The organism is Xanthomonas citri pv. mangiferaeindicae (genome assembly GCA_002240395.1).
GTDB classification, from domain to species: domain Bacteria; phylum Pseudomonadota; class Gammaproteobacteria; order Xanthomonadales; family Xanthomonadaceae; genus Luteimonas; species Luteimonas citri_A.
On record CP016836.1, the window covers coordinates 832,985 to 850,508 of the forward strand.

Below are 17,524 nucleotides of genomic sequence, written 5' to 3' on the forward strand. Positions count from 1 at the left end.
AGGACCGCTGCCCTGGCGCGGTCGCCGCGTTCTGCGTGGCATACCGAGCCCCGCACTGCCACCTGGGGAGCACCCCAGCACCGCCTTCACATGGCGCACACTAAAGTGCGCTCCCCATTCATCATGAACAGGAATCGCAACAATGGCGATGTTGACCGCAACGATCGCAGGCGGGCTCATGGGCTTCGGCCTGATCAACTTCATGGCGCACAAGGCCAAGAGCGCGAACCACCCGTGGGACGTGCGCGAGTTCACCGCCGACGGCGACGTGCTGGGCCGGGTCGACGCCTGGGCCGCAGCCAACGGCTACAAGCTGCGCAGCGACGACGGTCGCCGCCGCGTCTATCAGAAGGGCATCAACATCCTGACCGCGCCGACACGCCTGGACGTCGAGCGCGACGGCAATCGCTACACCACCCGCAGCTACGTCCATGTCGACGGCCTGCTGCTCAAGGGCGACCTCGCGCTGTCCTATCCCGGCGTGATGGCCAAGCTCCCGCGCGCCAACGCCCTCAAGGCACAGAACCAGCTGTTGGCCGAGCTGGGCCAGCCGCCGCTGGGCTGATCCGATCTGGCCGGCCCGCCCCCGTCGACGATGCCGGCGGGGGCGGCCTCGGCGTACAGTCAGCGCGCGACGCGATCCAGCCAGGCGCACAACCCTTGTGCGTTGAGGGCGATGTCGCCGCCGAGCACCTCGCGCACGCGCGCAGGCGCGTCGACGATGCCGTGGGCGACGGCCCGTTGGGTGTAGAGCCCGACCAGGCCGTCGGCGATCACCGATTGCCGATCGTCGCGCCCGTCAGCCGCCTGCGCGATCGCAACCATCGCATCGATCACCGTATGCAGGTCGCTGCCCAGCCGCGTGCACTCGGTCACCTCGCCGTAGTGCGCGATCCGGATCGAGACCGGCGCACGCGCCAGCAGCCGATCGATGGAGGCATGCATCTGCTGCGGATCGAACTGCACCGGCGAGGTCGTCGGAACAATGAAGGCGCCCGCGTCGGTATCGAGCTCGCGATAGGAAATACCGAAGGTATCGCCGGCGAACCAACTGCGTGTCACGTCGTCCCAGACGCTGTAATGGTGACGGGCGTGGCCGGGCGTATCGACGCAGACCAGCGCCCTGCCCGCCAGATCGACAACATGGCCGTCGTCGGCGATCACCACGCGCGCCTCAGGCACCGGCAACATGCCGGCGTGGTCGCGCGCGAAGTCCGCCTCGCCGTACACCGCCCTCGCGCCGGCGATCAGCCGCGTCGGATCGATCATGTGCGGCGCGCCGCGCGGATGCACGACCAGTCGCGCGTTGGGCAGCGCGCGCATCAACGGCCCGGCGCCGCCGGCGTGGTCGAGATGCACGTGGGTGACCATGACCCAGTCGACCGATGCGCGGTCCACACCGGCCGCTTCGATCGCGGCAAGCACGCGCGGAGCGCAGGTCGCGGTCCCGCAGTCGATCAGCGCGGCGCGCCCCCCACTGCGCAGCAGATAGGCCGCGCACAACGCGGGCCGCACATAGCCCGTATCGATGATGGTGATTCCGCCGCTGTCTTCGCGCATCGCGTCGCTCCCAGGTCCGCTACCGGCAGTCTAGGTCGTGCGCCGGAAGACGCGCATGGGTCTTTGGTCGTAGGCGCGACGCGGCGCCACCGGCCTCAGTCGCGCGGGCGCAGAATCAACAGGCGCAGCACGAACGCGGCGCCGAGCACCGCCAGGAATACCCCGTAGCCGACCGCGGTCGCCAGGATCTGCTGCCACATGTGGCCATGCACGGGATCGGCACTCGTCTGCGCCCAATAGATCGAGACCATGAAGGCGGCCACCGACACCGCCAGGCTGACCAGATCGTAGAGCACGCGGCGCACGCCACGCGGACGCCGCGGATAGACCCAGAACAGCACGCCGAGAATCGCGAACCATGGCAGAAACAGCAGCAACGTCAGGTTGAACTCGACGAGCGGGTTCATGATGCCGCCTTCTCCGCCTCCGCCGCTGCGATCGCATCCAGTGCGGCCTGCACGTCGGCCAGCGCGACGCCCTCGCCAAGCTCGGCAGGCGCCTGTGCCGGTGTCAGCTCGCCGCGACGCAGGCGCGCAATGCTCTGCCCCGCCTCGCGCGGCGCGTCGAAGCCGTGGCTCTGCAGCAACACCCGGTCGCCGTCCACGAGCTTGAAATAGAACCGGCCGTCGGCCTCGCGGTACTGCTTGAACTGCGGCGGCTCGCTGCGGATCGCGGCCGCGCCGGCGGCGGCCGGCACCGCCACCCGGCCCAGATCGCGCAGGCCGACCGCATCGCGCAGCTGTGCCAGCAACGGGGTCGCGTAGCGCTCGCGCAACCGGCGCCCGCCGTCGCGCAGGATGTCCTCGATGTCCGACGGCCGCGCGATCAACGCCTCGTAGCGCTCGCGCATCGGCGCGATCTCGCGCTCCATCACATCGAGCGCCTGTTGCTTGGCCTCGCCCCAACCGATGCCGTCGGCGAAGGCCTGCGCGAATGCGGCCGTCTGCTCCGGCGTGGCGAACGCCTGATAGAGCTGGAACAGCGCCGAGCCCTCGGTGTCTTTCGGCTCGCCAGGTGCACGGGAGTCGGTGAGGATCGAGAACACCAGCTTCTTGAGCTGCGCGGGCGGTGCGAACAGCGGAATCGTATTGTCGTAGCTCTTGCTCATCTTGCGCCCGTCCAGGCCGGGCAGCGTGGCGACGTCGTCGTCGATCACCGCCTCGGGCAGCGTGAACCACTCGCGCCCGTACAGATGGTTGAAGCGCTGCGCAAAGTCGCGTGCCATCTCGATGTGCTGGATCTGGTCGCGCCCCACCGGCACGCGGTCGGCGTTGAAGATCAGGATGTCGGCCGCCATCAGCACCGGATAGAGATAGAGCCCGGCGGTCACCGACGCGTCCTCATCCAGCGCCTGGGCCCGATTCCGGTCCACGGCGGCCTTGTAGGCATGCGCCCGGTTGAGCAGCCCCTTGCCGGCCACGCAGGTCAGCAGCCACATCAGCTCGGTGGTCTCGGGCACATCGCTCTGGCGGTAGAACCAGACCTTCGCCGGATCCAGGCCCGCGGCCAGCCACGTGGCCGAGACTTCCAGGGTCGAGCGCTGCACACGGGCCGGGTCCTGCGTATTGACCAGGCTGTGGAGGTCGGCGAGGAAGTAGAAGCTCTCGGTGCCCGGCGCCTTGCTGGCGGCGACTGCCGGGCGCACGGCGCCGACGTAGTTACCGACGTGCGGCGTGCCGGAGGGCTTGATGCCAGTGAGGACGCGCAGGGGACGTTGTGACATGGCAGCAGCGACAGACCAGGGATGGCCCAGTCTACCTGTTCGACTGCAGCCGATCCCCCGCTCGCGCCGCCAGACCGGCACGTCGACGCACTGGTCTGGTCGCCGGCTCCGCTCCCCAGATACGAAAACGGGCCGGCGAACCGGCCCGTCGTGGCGCATTGAATCTCGATGAAGCGGATCAGTCGAGGGTCTTCTCGAACTCGCGCACTTCCTTCTCGGCGCGGTCGCGCTCCCAGCCGTACTTCTCCTGCAGCTTGCCGGCCAGGTACTTGCTGTCGCCGGCAGCGACATCGAATACGTCATCCGTCAGGTCGCCCCACTTGGCCTGCGCCTTGCCCTTGAGCTGGGTCCACTTGCCGGAAATGATGTCTTTGTTCATCGTCGTTTCGTCCTATCGTGAGGTCGGAAGGCCCGCAGAAGCGATGCGGATTGGATCGCAGCGGGCTTGGGGAGATCCTCGCGCAGCGCGCATCAAGTGGCGGTCAAGGGAACATGATCTCGGCCGTCACATCGCTGAGCGCTTCCCTGACCGTTCATGGGCCGCTCGCGACAGGCGATGACCACACGCGCACGAAAAAGCCGGCATTCGCCGGCTTTTTCGGATTGCGTGGTGCGGAGTACGATCAGGGGCGACGCGTGGTGGCGCCCGTGTCGTTCGCGCTGTCTTCCATCTTCTCACCGACCTTCTGGACGTCCTGGCCAGCGCCGCGGACGGTGTTGCAGGCGCTCAGCGAGCCGGCGGTGAACAGGGCGAGCAGCAGAAGTGCAGTCAGACGCTTCATGGGATTCTCCAGGGAGGTTTCACGGGCGATTGCGCAGGCAGGCAACCGTTGGGCGGACTATAGGAGCCCGCAGTGTGAATACCGCGTGCAACGCGCTGACATCGTCCCGGCTGCGGCGCCCTGCATGGGGCCCTCAGTCGCGCATCAGCGTCGATTTTCCGAACAGGCTTTCAACCAGATCCACCGCCAGTTCCGCGGTGGCGTTGCCGTGGTCGAGCGCGGTGTTGACCTCCACCACATCCAGCGACCCCAGCCGCCCGGTGTCGGCGATCATTTCCATCACCAACTGCGCCTCGCGATAGTTGATGCCGCCCGGGACCGGGGTGCCGGTACCCGGGGCGATGGTCGGGTCGAGCACGTCGACGTCGAAGCTCACATGCAGATGGGTGTCGGCATCGACACCCTCGAGCGCCTGCTCGACCACGCGCCGCATGCCGACCTCGTCGATGTAGCGCATGTCGTAGATGTCCAGGCCGTGCGCCTTGACCAGGCGCTTCTCGTCCGGATCGACCGAGCGGATGCCGATCTGGCGGAACTGGTCGACCCGCGTGGCCGGCGTCTCGCCGCCGAGTCCGGTCAGCACCTCCGGCCCGATCCCGCACAGGCAGGCGACCGGCATCCCGTGCACATTGCCCGACGGGGTGATCTGCGACGTATTGAAATCGGTGTGCGCATCGAGCCACAGAACGCGCAGCGTCTTGCCGACCGCCCGGCAGTGGCGCGCGACCGCCGCGATCGAGCCGATCGCCAAGCAGTGGTCGCCGCCGAGCATGATCGGCATGCGCCCGCGCGCGAGTTCCGCCGACGAGGCCTCAAGCACGGCCCGGTTCCAGGCGACCACCTCGTCGAGATGCCGGTAGCCCCCCTGCGGCCCCTGCCACGGATTCCGGGGCCCTTTGAGATCGCCCAGGTCGACGACATCGATCCCGCGCGCCAGCAAGGCTTCGGCCAAGCCGGCCACACGCAAGCCTTCGGGGCCCATCGAGGCACCGCGACGTCCTGCCCCCACGTCCGTGGGCACACCGAAGATCGAGACCGGCGGGTACGCGTGCTGCATGGCTTCTCCTGGGAACTGGCGGACGCAAGCCGCGCGGGTGGCACCACGCGCGGACGACGGACCGACACCGTGCGGCCGTGGGAGGCGCCTGGGCGGCGCGGGTCGCGGAAACGGCGTCTGGATGGTGCGGCACCCGGCTTCGAAAACCATGGGGGCCGGTTGAATCGTTTGGAGCTTCGACAAAGCCGGAGGCGTGCTACGAAACTTCCGTAGGCGCGCCACTGGTAAGAGGCGCAGTCTATCAGCCGGGGCGCCATGCTCCGAACCTGCCCCACTCGATCGCCAAGGACGGATCATGTACAGAAGCGCGGGACTGGCCCTCCTCTTTGCCGCCGCCGCAGCGCAAGCGCATCCGGGTGGCCTTAACGCAGAGGGCTGCCACAACAACCGGAAGACCGGTGAGTATCACTGCCACAGGTCGCCATCGGCACCGGCGCCGCCACGGCAGCGACTTGCGCCATCCAGCGTCGTGCCAGCCGCGGGGTGGTCATATCGCAACTGCACTGAGGCACGGGAGGCAGGCGCGGCCCCCATCCGGCGCGGAGCGCCAGGCTATGGGCCACATTTGGACCGGGACGGGGACGGCATCGGTTGCGAGTAGCCAATACAGCCGTCCACACCTCCGTTCTGGCGCGCCCCCGATCGATGCTGGGCGCGCTTTTCAGCAACGCCGAGTGCGCGAAGAGCGGTTGAGAACCGACGGGAGCGCCGCGCCAGCGTCGCGCGGGTCGCAGCCCATGCGACCACGGCCGGGATGATGCCCAGCATGCCTTCCAGATCAACAGCCAAAGCCGCCCTCCTACGCTCTCGCGAGCCGCACGTGATCCCACCTGCTGGGCTGGCCAACATGCCGTCGCTCGGCGATTCGGTCTTCAACGACCGCGGCTGGCGGAATCCGCTGCGCGGCGAGCACGTCGATCGGTCTCGGTGGGAGGCCTACAGGATCGGGCCGGCGTCATCGTGCGTGCTATCGAGCGTGCGACTGCTGGAGGACGGCATGTTCGAGGTCACCAGCGGCGAGGGGTTCGCCCGCGTCTCGGACCCGCAAGCCGCGTTCGAGTTGGCCGCCGGCTGGGCGATCGCAAAGCTGCCGGACTGACGCGGAGGCGCTAGGCAAGCGCGGTCGTAAATACCGCCCGAGCGCCCGCGACCAGCGCCAATCCGACGCCCGCGCCAGCTACCAGAACCACGCTGCAGCCCATGGCACGACCGGGCTGCACTTGCCGGCCGCTTTCCCAATCAATCAGCGCGTGGGGCAGCGATACGCAGCCCGAAGCGCCGCGTCGACACCGGCGCCAACTTCTGCCTCTTGCACCTCGCGCGGCGCGCGCGCTGTGTACTTAACGAAGCCCTCGATCACCTCGCGGTGCGAGGCGCCGATCGGGAAGCAGTAAGGGTTGTCTGGCGCGGCGGACGTGTTGTCGATCACCGCCTGCACGTAGGCGAAGCAGTAGGCGCCGCGCGCTGCCTCGGCCGCAGGCGGCTCGTCGCCTGCTATCCAGGGTTGCAGTGCATCCCGGCACCAGGTCGCGAGTTCGCCGACGGTGCGCGGCGGCTGATCGACGCCGGAGGCCGATACCGCCGGCGCCAGTAGCGCGATCACGACAGCGGCCACGCCGGCCGCGATGCCTCCCTGCTTCATCATCGTCATCCCCTGGACGAAAGTCGGCCCGATTCTATCCAGGCCGAGGCCTGGGCGTCCGTGCTCCCCCGCCGCCTGGGATGACCTGGAATCAGAAGATGGTGCCGGCACCCGGGTTCGAACTGGGGACCTACCGCTTACAAGGCGGTTGCTCTACCAACTGAGCTATGCCGGCATGGGGCGGCGAGGCCGCGCGGGGATTCTAACCTGCATCCTGGGTGGCAGCGCAGTGGCCGGGTTCGACCCGGGCCGCCCCGGTGCCCGTGCGCAGCGCGGCATCGGCCATTGCCCCGTCGACCAGCGCATCGAGCCAGGGCTGCGCCTGGCCGCCGATCGGCTCGGCCTGCGCGGCGAAGCCGGCGGCGCGCAGGGCGTCGACGCGTGCCTGCGCGGGCGCTTCGCTGTCGAAGCGGCCCAGCGCGATGCCGTGCGCGTCGTCGCCATCGGCAATCACGTACTGGTCCTCGATCCCGGCCGCGCGCAGCCGTGCGGCCATCGCGTCGGCCGCGGCGCGGTCGCGCTGCGGCGGCAGCCAGACCCGCCAGCCGCGCGGCGCGACGGCGACCTCACGCGCGAACACGCGGACACCATCGCTCGCCAGACGCCGGCGCGCGGCATCGCGTGCGCCGGTGTTGGCGAATGGGCCAAGTGCGACGCAGCGCGGCGCTGCCGCCGCGTCGCCCTCGCTGTCGCCATCGAGTACCGCGGCCTCTGCGCTCTCGAAGGCCTCGGCCAGCGGCACCGGGGCCTGCGGTGCCGCCTGCGGCTCGAGCAGGGTCAGTGTGGGCGGAGCCTCCGCCACCAGTGGCGCCGATTCGGCCGGGGTGTCGCGCAGTGCCCACCAGGCGGCGACACCGAGATTGAGGATCACCAGCAACAGAACGAGCGCGCGCAGCAGCATGGAAGCCTCCTAGGTGCCGGCCGTGGTCGGCCTCGCACGGTACCAGCGCGCCAGGCCGGCCAGGACCAGGTCGGGCCGGACCTGCGCCTGCGGCAGAAGCGGCTGCAGGTCTGCCGCGCCACCGCCATGCAGCAACAGGTCGGGCGTGGCGCCGATCCGCGACGCGGCCTGGGCGAGACTGCGTTCGACCAGCGCCACGGCGGCGCCTTCGCAGCCTGACGCCAGGGCGTCGTCGGTATCGCTCGCGAACTCGAGATAGCGTCCGCCCGTCGCGGGCAGTTGCGCGACCCGACGCTGCAGGGCTTCGCGCATCAGCGTCGGCGACGGCGCGATGCGGCCCCCCAGGTGCCGGCCGTCGGCGTCGAGCAGATCGATCGTCAACGCGGTGCCGACCCCGACCACGACGACGGGCGATGCGGCCTGCGCGCGCGCCGCCAGCAGGGCGAGGAACCGGTCGACGCCCAGCCGCGTCGGGTCGGCATAAGCGATCGTGAGGCCATCGAGCACCGGCAGCGTACGCGCCAGCTCGACCTGCGCGCCGCGTGCGGTCAGCGCGTCGAGCAGCACCGCCCGCAGCGCTGGCGAGGCGACGCTGGCCACCACCGCGGTCCCGATCCGGGGCGGCAGGCGTTCGATCCAGGCCGGATCCAGCCCGCCGGCCGCATGCGCCGTGCCCGCCACGGGTCCAATGCCCGCGCCCTCGAGCGGCGCGTACTTGAGCCGGGTGTTGCCCAGATCGAACAGCCAGACCGTCATGCCGCGTCCCCGTTGCGCACGCTCACTTCACCTGCGTGGAAGGTCCTGACACCGTCGTCGAAGCGGACGCGCAGCGCGCCGTCGTCGGCGATGCCTTCGGCCTTGCCCTCGAGCACGCCGGCCCCGGTCTGCACCCGCACCGCGCGACCGGCCAGCGCGTCGACCGCCGCGAATGCGGGCAGGAACGGCGTCAGGCCGTCGCGATCGAAACGCGCCAACGCCGGAATCCAGGCACCGATCACGGCAGCGGCGACCGCATCGCGCGACGGCAGCGCGGGGGCGAGGCTCGCCAGATCGATCCAGGGCTGATCGATACGGGCGGCATCGGCGTCAGGCATCCGCACGTTGATCCCGATGCCCAGCACCGCGCGCACCGGCCCGGCATGCTCGCCGCCGCCTTCGACCAGTACGCCGCCGAGCTTGCGCAGTCCGGCGCTGTCCGACACCACCAGGTCGTTTGGCCATTTGAGCCGCACGTCGCCAAAACCGAGCCCATGCAGCGCCTCCACCGCGGCGACACCGGCCACCAGACTCAGCCCGCCCAAGCGCGCGAGCCCGCCCTCGAAGCCACGCTGCAGCGACAGGTAGATGTGCGCGGCCAGCGGCGAGCACCAGCTCCGGCCCCGGCGCCCGCGCCCGCCGGTCTGGCGTTCGGCCAGCAGCGCCTCGGCGGCCGCGCCCGGCATGGGCCGGCGCAGCAGTTCGGCGTTGGTCGAATCCAGGGTCCAGGCCACGTCGAGCCGATCCAGGCCCGCGCGCGCGTTCGCCGGCAATGCCGCGAGGATCGCGTCCCGGTCGAGCAGCGAGACCGGGTGGGCCAGCGCATACCCCTGCCCGCGCCGGGCCTCGATCGGCACGCCGGCCTCGCGCAGCAGGCCGATCCGCTTCCAGACCGCCGCGCGTGTCTGTCCCGACTCGCGCGCCAGCGCATCGCCCGACACCGGGCCTGCGATCAGCCGCGCCAGCAAGGCGCGCTCGGCGTTGGGCGTGGTCATGCGGCGGTCGCGGGCGGATGAACAGAGAAGGCGGACATGCGGCCGATTATCGGCGAGGGCGCCGCCGCTGTCGTGCGCTGCTGCGACGCAACGTCGCGGGCGCGCGACCTGCGCTATAGTCGGTGGATCTTCGCGTCCGCCTGACTGCCCGGGGTCTTCGATGTCGATACGAGCGATGTTCTGCGCGCTGCTGTTCGCTGCCTGCCTGCCGGCGGCGGCCCGCGAAGCGCGCGTCCCCGGGCCCTCGGACACCCCGCCTTGCGCCGCGGCGACGCCTGCGTCAGCCCCCGAGACGGCTGGCAGCGACGCCGTCCGGCGCCCGCCGGCCAGCGCGTCGAAGGCCCGTCCGGCGACCTCGGGCGGCATCGAGAGCGACGGTCCGCTGCGCGGCCCGCGCTGGCACAGCTTCCTTCCCGGCATGTTCCGCTGAGGCGACGGCTCCGGTCGTGCGTTCGCTGATCCGGCGCCTGTTCGCGGGCGCCCCGCCGCCCATCCCCGATGCGGACTGGGTGGCCATCCGCCACCAATTGCCTTGGGTCCACGCGCTCGACGATGCACGTGCGGTGCGGCTGCGCACGCTCGCAGCGCACTTCCTGCACCGCAAGACCATCACCCCGGTCGCCGGCCTGGCGCTGGACGCACGCGAGCGGCTGCTGCTCGCGACGCTGTGCTGCCTGCCGCTGCTCGAGTTTGGCGATGAGGGCCTGCACGGCTGGTCACAGCTCATCGTCTACCCCGATGCGTTCCGGGTGAACCGCAGCCACATCGACGCCGCCGGCGTGATGCATGAGTGGGACGACGAACTGATCGGTGAAGCCTGGGAGAGCGGGCTGCTGGTGTTGTCGTGGGCCGACATTCAGAGCGACATCGCCGAGCCCGACGGCGGCTTCTGCGTGGCGGTGCACGAGATGGCGCACAAGCTCGATGCGCTCGATGGCGTGCTCGACGGCACCCCGCCGCTGCCGCGCCCGTGGCAGCGGGCCTGGGCGCAGGATTTCCAGCGCGCGTTCGATGGCTTCGTCGCCCGCGTCGACGCAGGGCACGACACCGCGCTCGACCCCTACGCAGCCGAGGCGCCCGAGGAATTCTTCGCCGTCTGCAGCGAGTACCACTTCAGCGCGCCGGCGTTGCTGCGCGACACGCTGCCCGAGGTCGCCGCGCACCTCGAACGCTTCTACGGTCCGTCGCCGCTGGCGTAGGCCAGCGCAGCGCCGTCGCGACAGGCGGCCGCCGATGCCACTCAGAAGCCCGGCGGCAACCGCACCGAGAAGCAGGCACCGCCCAGTTCTTCCGAACGTCCCACGTGCAGTTCGCCGCGGTAGCTATGCACGATGTCCTGCACGATCGACAGGCCGATGCCGTGGCCCTGCACGCGCTCGTCGCCACGCACACCGCGCTGGAGCACCGTTGCGACGCGATCGGGCGGAATGCCGGGACCGTCGTCCTCGACCACCAGCACCAGGCCCGGCCGCCGGTTGGGCGCGGTGTCGCCCGAACGCACCGTCAGCAGCACCCGCGAGCGTGCCCACTTGAAGGCGTTTTCGAGCAGGTTGCCGAGCAGTTCCTGCAGGTCGCCGGGTTCGCCATGGAAGCGCGCTGCCGCGTCGATCTCGAACTCGCAGACCGCGCCCTTGGCGGCGTAGATCTTCTCCAGCCCGCGCACGATCTGCTCGGCATGCGGTTCGATCTCGATTGCGGCCGAGAACAATTGATGGCCGCTGGAGGCCGCGCGCGCGAGCTGGTACGTCACCAGGTCGGTCATGCGCTGCAACTGGGTCTCGACCTCCTCGCGCAGTTCGGCCTCGCCGGTGCCGGCGTCGAGCCGCGAGCGCAACACCGCCAGCGGCGTCTTGAGGCTGTGCGCCAGGTCGGACATGGTGTTGCGCTGACGCGCGAGGTGTTCGCGCTCGCTTTCGATCAGCGCGTTGATGCTCTCGGTCAGCGGCAGCAGCTCGCGCGGATGCTGCATGCCCATGCGGTCGGCCTGGCCGCGCTGTACGCGCACCAGTTCGTGTTCGACCCGCCGCAACGGCCACAGGCTCCAGCGCACGATGAGCGCCTGCAGCAGCAGCAGGATCATGCCGGCGATGCCGAGGTTGACCCACAGCGCGGCGCGGAAGACCCGCACCTGGCGCGGCACGATACCGGCGTCCTCCATCACATAGATGGTGTAGGCGAACTCGTCGTCGGTGCGCGTCTCCTCCGGCGACCACAGCAGGCCCAGACCGTAGCGATAGACCTCGCCCGGCGAGCCGTCGCTGCGCACGATGGGCAGCGGGCCTTCGAACTTCTCCTCGCGCGCGCCGAGCATCGTCGCCTCGGGCAACTGCGGGCCCGACGCCGAACGCGAGGCCCAGGTGCCGCTGGGCAGCACCACCTCGGCGTACAGGCCGCTGCCTGGGCGCAGGAAGCGGTCGTCGGGCGGGGACTCGGACGGCAGGTAGATCTCACCGCCACGCAGGAACTCGATATCGCCGGCGTAGGCGTAGACATAGTTGCGCAGGCGCTCGCGCTGGCCTTCGCTGGCGACGTCGATGAACGCCCGATCGAGCGCATAACCGGCCAGTGCCAGGAACGCAAGCAGGCCGATACTGGCCGCCAGCAACTGGCGCGCCTGCAACGAGCGCGGGCGCCACCGCGAGGGGCGCCGCACCTTGGTCTTGGGGCGTCGGGACTCAGCAGGCATGAAGGCTCACGGGCGTGGACTGCGGCCCGGATGCGTGACGGCAACGGGCCGAAGGGCGCGACTGCCGACCGCGCGGCTCACCCCTCGCCGTTGCGCGGAATCGCGAACCGGTAGCCACGGCCCCGCACGGTTTCGATCGGCTTGAGCGCGCCGTCCGGATCGAGTTTCTTGCGCAGGCGGCCGATGAACACCTCGAGCACGTTGGAATCGCGATCGAAGTCCTGCTGGTAAATGTGCTCGGTCAGATCGGCCTTCGAGACCAGCTCGCCGGCATGCATCATCAGATACTCGAGCACCTTGTACTCGTAGCTCGTCAGATCGACGTTCTTGCCGTCCACGCTGACCGTCTGCGCGGCCAGATCCAGCGTTACCGTGCCGCATTCGAGCGTGGGCTTGCTCCAGCCCGCCGCGCGGCGGACCAGCGCATTGATGCGTGCGAGCAGTTCCTCGACGTGAAACGGCTTGACCAGGTAGTCGTCCGCGCCCTGCTTGAGGCCATCGACCTTGTCCTGCCAACTCGAACGTGCGGTCAGGATCAGCACCGGAAATTGCTTGCCCTCTTCGCGGAGCGCCTTGATCAGCTCCATGCCCGACATCTTCGGCAGCCCCAGGTCGATGATGCCCACGTCGAACGGCACTTCGCGGCCCATGTACAGGCCCTCTTCGCCGTCCTGGGCAGCGTCGACGGCAAAGCCTTCGCGCTTCAGCCGGGCGGCAAGGGTCTCACGCAGGGGAGCTTCGTCTTCGACGAGCAGGATTCGCATGGGGTCAACTCCGGTCGAACGGCCGGACCGGCCGTGAATTGGGGGCGAGAATGCAGGATCAATCGTCGTCGCCGCGTGCACGGGCGTCACGCCCACGCTGCTGCGGATCGTCGACGTACACCCGGACCCGGCCGCTATCGTCCATCACCTTGATGCGATTGACGTCGCGGCCATCGGCATGCATCCGCTCCACGCTGAGCACCCGGCCCCGCGTCGTGCGTTCGATCCGGCGGACCGAAGCGGACATGGAATCCTGGGCGCCCCGCGGGCCCACGTTCTGCCGCCCCCACGATGCCCGCATGTCGGGCCCGCTGCGGGCGTCTCCCATCGGCGGGCCCTCTTGCGCCCGCACCGTCACGGCCGCGCCCGAGGCGCAAAACGCCACAGCGAGCAGGATCAGCGAAGTGGGTCTGGACGACGGGGCAGGCACGGCCGCTCCTTGAGCGTGGGTCGGCGGACTAATGCATGGCATGGTCGGGCGGAGGCGGTGAATCCGTCCTTAACTTTTCGTTGACAAGGCTGTCTGTGTTCAGCTTCGAAGGGGGTCCGATCATGTCCGGATTCGCCCAAGGGTGCAACGGCGGTCCCTCGATCCGACGTCAATGGATCAGGCCGGCACCGCCGTCGCCTCCAGTGCCTGCTCGACCAAGGCCCAGTCGGCGCCCGGCCGGTGCGCACCTTCGCTGAGGATCTGCCGGAAGCGCCGCCCGCCCGGTTGTCCGTGGAACAGCCCCAGCACGTGGCGCACGACGTGCTTGAGCGCCACGCCCTCGGCCAGGCGCGCCTCGATCCAGGGACGCAACGCCCGCAGCAACGCCTCACGCGGCTGTTCCACCCGCCCCCACAGCGCGGCATCGAGCCGGTGCAGCAGATAGGGATCGTGGTAGGCGGCGCGGCCCAGCATCACGCCGTCGACATACCTCAACTGCTCATGCGCCGCCTCCAGCGTCGCAATGCCGCCGTTGACCACAACCGGCAGCGCCGGGCGCTCGCGCTTGAGCCGCCAGGCCCAGTCATAGCGCAGCGGCGGGATGTCGCGGTTCTCCTTCGGCGACAGACCCTGCAGCCAGGCATTGCGCGCGTGCACCACCACCATCGACGCACCGGCGGCGACCACCCCATCGACAAACGCGGCAAATGCGCCGTAATCGTCATCGTCGTCGACCCCGAGCCGGCATTTCACCGTGACCGGCACCGGGCTGGCGGCGGCCATCGCCGCGACGCAGTCGGCGACCAGCGCGGGCTCGCGCATCAGGCAAGCCCCGAAACGCCCGGCCTGCACCCGATCCGAGGGGCAGCCGCAGTTGAGGTTGATCTCGTCGAAGCCATGCTCGGCGGCAATCGCCGACGCCTGCGCCAGCAACGCCGGATCGCTCCCGCCCAGTTGCAGCGCCAGCGGCGCCTGCTCGGGCGTGGCCGCGAGCAGCCGCACGCGGTCGCCGTGGATCACCGCGTTGGCATGCACCATCTCGGTGTACAGGCGTGCGCCGGGCGCGAGGATGCGGTGGAACTGCCGACAATGGACGTCGGTCCAGTCCATCATCGGCGCAACCGAGAGCCGCAGGGCGTCGGGGTCGAAAGTGTGCATACGGCTTCCGTTGGGCGCGACGTGCCGGCCTTGCCGGCGTGGGCGTCGCGCGAGGCCCGTCGCGTCGCGGGCCGTGCAGGGTCGGCCATTGTGCGCCCGCGCGCCTGACGCCTCAAACGCCACCGTCTGAACGACCGGTCGGTGTCTGTACGCGCGGGCGCCACAACGCCGCGAATGCGGGCGCATTGCGATGCTGCACAGCGATCGCGCCGCAAGCGCGCCTGAGGGTCCGTTCGATGGTGTTCGTCTTCCTGTTCGCCGCGCTGCTGGTCGTCTGGAGCTTGGGCGCGGTGCTGCTGTGGCGCGACACGCCTCGCGCCAGCGATGCGCTGGCCTGGGTTGCCGGGCTGCTGGCGCTGGCGACTGCGGCGGCGTTCGGCGTCGGGCTGGTCGGGCTCGTGCGCTACGGCGACTGGGAGGCATTAACGACCGCGCAGGCGCTGCACGCAGTATTCGGCGAGGGCAGCCTGGCACTGCGTCGCTCGGAATGGGGCTGGCTCAACCGGCTATCGGGCGTCTATCTGGGGCTCGATCTGGGCTGGACGCTGCTGATGCTGTGCGCAGCGCAGTTCGCATCGATCGGCTTCTGGTCGACGCATGCGCAGCGGCGGCGCGCGTCAAGGCGCGGCCGCCCGAAGCGCGACTGATCGCGGCCCACGATCCATCGCACGGTCGGCCTGTGCTGCGCCGCTCAGCTGGCGTCCGGCTCGGGTAAGGACCGCTGCGCCGCCGTTGCGCCCGCACCCTCATGTTCGGCCACCAGCAGCATCAGGCTGCGGTCGACCAGTGCCCGTGTCGCGCCCGGTGCCAGTTGGCCGCGGTCGTCCGGATTGGCGGTGTCGATCAGCACGCGCCACGGCACGCCATCGATCGTCGGCGGTGCGAAGTCGACAGCGTCGGCGCTGGCATTGACGAGCAGCAACAGGCTGACATGGCGGGCGCCTGGGTGCCCTTCGGCGTCCTCGACGCGACCATCGAGCCGGACCATGATCGCGCGCGCATTCGGGTCATCCCATTGCCCAGGCGAGAGCTCGTTGCCATCGGGCGCGAGCCAGGCGATGTCGCGTACGCCGCGACGCTCGTCGAATCGGCCGTCGAGGAACCGCGTGCTGCGCAGCAGCGGCTGGTCGCGACGCAGCCGCGCGAGCCGGCCGACGAAGGCCGACAGTGCCGCGCCCTCGCCGCGCCAGGCCGCCTCCCAGTCAAGCCAGGTCAAGGGGTTGTCCTGGCAGTAGGCATTGTTGTTGCCCTGCTGACTGTGGCCGAACTCGTCGCCGGCCAGCAGCATCGGCGTGCCTTGCGACAGCAGCAGGGTCGCCAGCAGGTTGCGCTTCTGCCGCGCGCGCAATGTGTTGATCGCGGCGTCGTCGGTCTCGCCCTCGACGCCGTAGTTGGCCGACAGGCTGTGATCGTGGCCGTCGCGGTTATCCTCGCCGTTCGCCTCGTTGTGCTTGTCGGCGTAGGTCACCAGGTCGTGCAGCGTGAAGCCATCGTGCGCGGTGACAAAGTTCACCGAGGCACGCGGACGCCGACCGCGGTGGTCGAACAGGTCGGCCGAACCGGTCAGCCGCCGCGCGAACTCGGGCAGTTGGCCGGCATCGCTGCGCCAGAATGCGCGCATCGTGTCGCGGAACTTGTCGTTCCACTCCGACCAACCGGGCGGGAAGTTGCCGACCTGGTAGCCGCCCGGCCCGATGTCCCAGGGCTCGGCGATCAGCTTGACCTGGGCCAACTGCGGATCCTGGCCGACCGCATCGAGGAAGCCGCTGCTGCGATCGAAGCCATGCGGTTCGCGCCCCAGGATCGTCGCCAGGTCGAAGCGGAAGCCGTCGACATGCATCTGCGAGGCCCAGTAGCGCAGCGAGTCGTTGACCATGCGCAGCGCGCCGGCGTTGGTCAGGTCGAAGGTGTTTCCGGTGCCGGTGTCGTTGATGTAGTAGCGACGGTCGTCGGCAAGCCGATAGTAGCTGGCGTTGTCGATGCCCTTGAACGACAGCGTCGGCCCCAGTTCGTTGCCCTCGGCGGTGTGGTTGTAGACCACGTCGAGCAACACCTCGATGCCGGCACGATGCAGGTGGGCGACCATCTGCTTGAACTCGGCGATGTTGTGGGACGCCAGGTAGCGCGGATGCGGCGCGAAGAAGCCGATCGAGTTGTAGCCCCAGTAGTTGCGCAGGCCGCGTTCGAGCAGGTGCTGGTCGTCGACGAAGGCATGGATGGGCAACAGCTCGACCGCGGTCACGCCCAGCCCGCGCAGGTGGTCGATCAGGGCATCGTGCTTGAGCGCCGAGAACGTGCCGCGCGCAGACTCGGGCACGGCGGGATGGCGCATGCTCAGGCCGCGCACGTGTGCCTCGTAGATCACCGTGCGATCCCATGGCGTATGCAGCCGGCGGTCCTCGCCCCAGGTGTAGGCCGGGTCGATGACCGCGGCCTTGGGCATGTACGGCGCGCTGTCGCGACGGTCGAAGCTCAGGTCGGCATCGCGGTGACCGACGGTGTAGCCAAACAAGTGCGGCGCCCACTTGAGCTCGCCGACGATCTGCTTGGCGTAAGGATCGAGCAGCAGCTTGTTGGGGTTGAAGCGGTGGCCTGCATCGGGTGCATAAGGGCCATGCACGCGATAGCCATAGAGCTGGCCCGGTCGGGCGTCGGGCAGATAGCCATGCCAGATCTCGTCGGTGTGCTCGGGCAGCGTGATGCGTTCCTGCTCGCGGCCACGCGCGTCGAACAGGCACAGGTCCACGCGCGTGGCATGGGCCGAGTACAGCGCGAAGTTCACGCCCAGGCCGTCCCAGGTCGCCCCCAGCGGGAACGGGCGGCCCTCGCGTACGCGCGAGCGCTGCAACAGGCGCGGTGGCGTGGCGCGCGCAGTGCGTGGCGCGGCCATCAGCGCGGCATCCCAGCGACGTGTTCGATGTTTTCGCGCTCGGCCTGCAATTCGGCATCGACGAGCCGCTCGGCCATCGCCCAGTGGCGCAACGATTCGCCATCGGGGCGGCCTTCGGCCTGCCAGATCTCGCGCGCGAGCTCCCGGATCCGGGCCGTGCGCTGCTGTTCGTCCATTGTC

21 protein-coding genes and 1 tRNA gene are annotated in these 17,524 nt (G+C 69.7%); 5 read left to right on the plus strand and 17 right to left on the minus strand.

The annotated features are described in order from the left end of the window. Positions 1–142: 142 nt before the first annotated feature. Positions 143–565: a hypothetical protein gene (locus tag BEN78_03600; protein ID ASR42613.1), complete on the plus strand. Its 423-nt coding sequence runs from the start codon at positions 143–145 to the stop codon at positions 563–565. A 59-nt stretch (positions 566–624) separates the two neighbouring features. Here BEN78_03600 and BEN78_03605 read toward each other — a convergent pair whose 3' ends face one another. The 6 genes from BEN78_03605 to BEN78_03630 all read right to left on the minus strand — a co-directional run bounded on the left by BEN78_03605 (position 625) and on the right by BEN78_03630 (position 5,122). Further along, positions 625–1,560, minus strand: coding sequence for an MBL fold metallo-hydrolase (locus BEN78_03605; GenBank protein ASR42614.1), 936 nt, complete (start codon positions 1,558–1,560; stop codon positions 625–627). Positions 1,561–1,655: 95 nt separating this feature from the next. Then, on the minus strand, positions 1,656–1,967 hold the full coding sequence (locus tag BEN78_03610; GenBank protein ID ASR42615.1) for a hypothetical protein: 312 nt from the start codon (positions 1,965–1,967) through the stop codon (positions 1,656–1,658). After that, positions 1,964–3,283, minus strand: a complete 1,320-nt coding sequence (locus BEN78_03615; GenBank protein ID ASR42616.1) for a tryptophan--tRNA ligase — start codon at positions 3,281–3,283, stop codon at positions 1,964–1,966. The genes BEN78_03610 and BEN78_03615 overlap by 4 nt, the downstream gene beginning before the upstream one ends. A 178-nt stretch (positions 3,284–3,461) precedes the next feature. After that, positions 3,462–3,662, minus strand: a complete 201-nt coding sequence (locus tag BEN78_03620; protein ASR42617.1) for a hypothetical protein — start codon at positions 3,660–3,662, stop codon at positions 3,462–3,464. A 244-nt stretch (positions 3,663–3,906) separates the two neighbouring features. After that, positions 3,907–4,065, minus strand: coding sequence for an entericidin (locus BEN78_03625; GenBank protein ID ASR42618.1), 159 nt, complete (start codon positions 4,063–4,065; stop codon positions 3,907–3,909). Positions 4,066–4,198: 133 nt separating this feature from the next. Next, positions 4,199–5,122 (minus strand): arginase, encoded by a 924-nt coding sequence (locus tag BEN78_03630; GenBank protein ID ASR42619.1) that lies wholly within the window; start codon positions 5,120–5,122, stop codon positions 4,199–4,201. Between the two features lie 847 nt (positions 5,123–5,969). Here BEN78_03630 and BEN78_03635 point away from each other — a divergent pair. Continuing rightward, positions 5,970–6,221: a hypothetical protein gene (locus BEN78_03635; protein ASR42620.1), complete on the plus strand. Its 252-nt coding sequence runs from the start codon at positions 5,970–5,972 to the stop codon at positions 6,219–6,221. 144 nt (positions 6,222–6,365) lie between these two features. Here the strand turns inward: BEN78_03635 and BEN78_03640 are convergent, their stop codons facing one another. The 5 genes from BEN78_03640 to BEN78_03660 all read right to left on the minus strand — a co-directional run bounded on the left by BEN78_03640 (position 6,366) and on the right by BEN78_03660 (position 9,416). Next, on the minus strand, positions 6,366–6,773 hold the full coding sequence (locus BEN78_03640; protein ASR42621.1) for a hypothetical protein: 408 nt from the start codon (positions 6,771–6,773) through the stop codon (positions 6,366–6,368). Positions 6,774–6,863: 90 nt separating this feature from the next. Then, positions 6,864–6,939, minus strand: a tRNA-Thr gene (locus BEN78_03645). 27 nt (positions 6,940–6,966) lie between these two features. Continuing rightward, positions 6,967–7,665, minus strand: coding sequence for a hypothetical protein (locus BEN78_03650; GenBank protein ASR42622.1), 699 nt, complete (start codon positions 7,663–7,665; stop codon positions 6,967–6,969). A gap of 9 nt (positions 7,666–7,674) precedes the next feature. Next, positions 7,675–8,421, minus strand: coding sequence for a pantothenate kinase (locus tag BEN78_03655; protein ID ASR42623.1), 747 nt, complete (start codon positions 8,419–8,421; stop codon positions 7,675–7,677). Beyond that, complete coding sequence (locus BEN78_03660) at positions 8,418–9,416, minus strand: biotin--[acetyl-CoA-carboxylase] ligase (protein ASR42624.1); 999 nt, start codon at positions 9,414–9,416, stop codon at positions 8,418–8,420. The genes BEN78_03655 and BEN78_03660 overlap by 4 nt, the downstream gene beginning before the upstream one ends. Before the next feature lie 175 nt (positions 9,417–9,591). Here BEN78_03660 and BEN78_03665 point away from each other — a divergent pair, with 175 nt between their 5' ends. Continuing rightward, positions 9,592–9,846: a hypothetical protein gene (locus tag BEN78_03665; GenBank protein ID ASR42625.1), complete on the plus strand. Its 255-nt coding sequence runs from the start codon at positions 9,592–9,594 to the stop codon at positions 9,844–9,846. 28 nt (positions 9,847–9,874) lie between these two features. Next, positions 9,875–10,615, plus strand: a complete 741-nt coding sequence (locus BEN78_03670; GenBank protein ASR44886.1) for a hypothetical protein — start codon at positions 9,875–9,877, stop codon at positions 10,613–10,615. Positions 10,616–10,656: 41 nt separating this feature from the next. Here BEN78_03670 and BEN78_03675 read toward each other — a convergent pair whose 3' ends face one another. From BEN78_03675 to BEN78_03690, 4 genes are all read right to left on the minus strand, one after another. Next, positions 10,657–12,102: a two-component sensor histidine kinase gene (locus tag BEN78_03675; protein ASR42626.1), complete on the minus strand. Its 1,446-nt coding sequence runs from the start codon at positions 12,100–12,102 to the stop codon at positions 10,657–10,659. A gap of 77 nt (positions 12,103–12,179) precedes the next feature. After that, a complete protein-coding gene (locus BEN78_03680) occupies positions 12,180–12,866 on the minus strand; it encodes a DNA-binding response regulator (GenBank protein ID ASR42627.1) in 687 nt (228 codons plus the stop codon). A 58-nt stretch (positions 12,867–12,924) separates the two neighbouring features. Then, a complete protein-coding gene (locus BEN78_03685; GenBank protein ID ASR42628.1) occupies positions 12,925–13,167 on the minus strand; it encodes a hypothetical protein in 243 nt (80 codons plus the stop codon). Positions 13,168–13,473: 306 nt separating this feature from the next. Then, positions 13,474–14,454, minus strand: a complete 981-nt coding sequence (locus BEN78_03690; protein ASR42629.1) for a tRNA dihydrouridine(20/20a) synthase DusA — start codon at positions 14,452–14,454, stop codon at positions 13,474–13,476. Between the two features lie 236 nt (positions 14,455–14,690). Between BEN78_03690 and BEN78_03695 the strand changes: the two genes are divergently transcribed. Next, positions 14,691–15,101, plus strand: coding sequence for a hypothetical protein (locus tag BEN78_03695; protein ASR42630.1), 411 nt, complete (start codon positions 14,691–14,693; stop codon positions 15,099–15,101). 44 nt (positions 15,102–15,145) lie between these two features. On the opposite strand, the gene BEN78_03700 is transcribed toward BEN78_03695, so the two are convergent. Both BEN78_03700 and BEN78_03705 read right to left on the minus strand, forming a co-directional pair. Continuing rightward, positions 15,146–17,344, minus strand: a complete 2,199-nt coding sequence (locus BEN78_03700; protein ASR42631.1) for a glycogen debranching enzyme GlgX — start codon at positions 17,342–17,344, stop codon at positions 15,146–15,148. Beyond that, positions 17,344–17,520 (minus strand): DUF2934 domain-containing protein, encoded by a 177-nt coding sequence (locus BEN78_03705; GenBank protein ASR42632.1) that lies wholly within the window; start codon positions 17,518–17,520, stop codon positions 17,344–17,346. The genes BEN78_03700 and BEN78_03705 overlap by 1 nt, the downstream gene beginning before the upstream one ends. Positions 17,521–17,524: the final 4 nt, after the last annotated feature.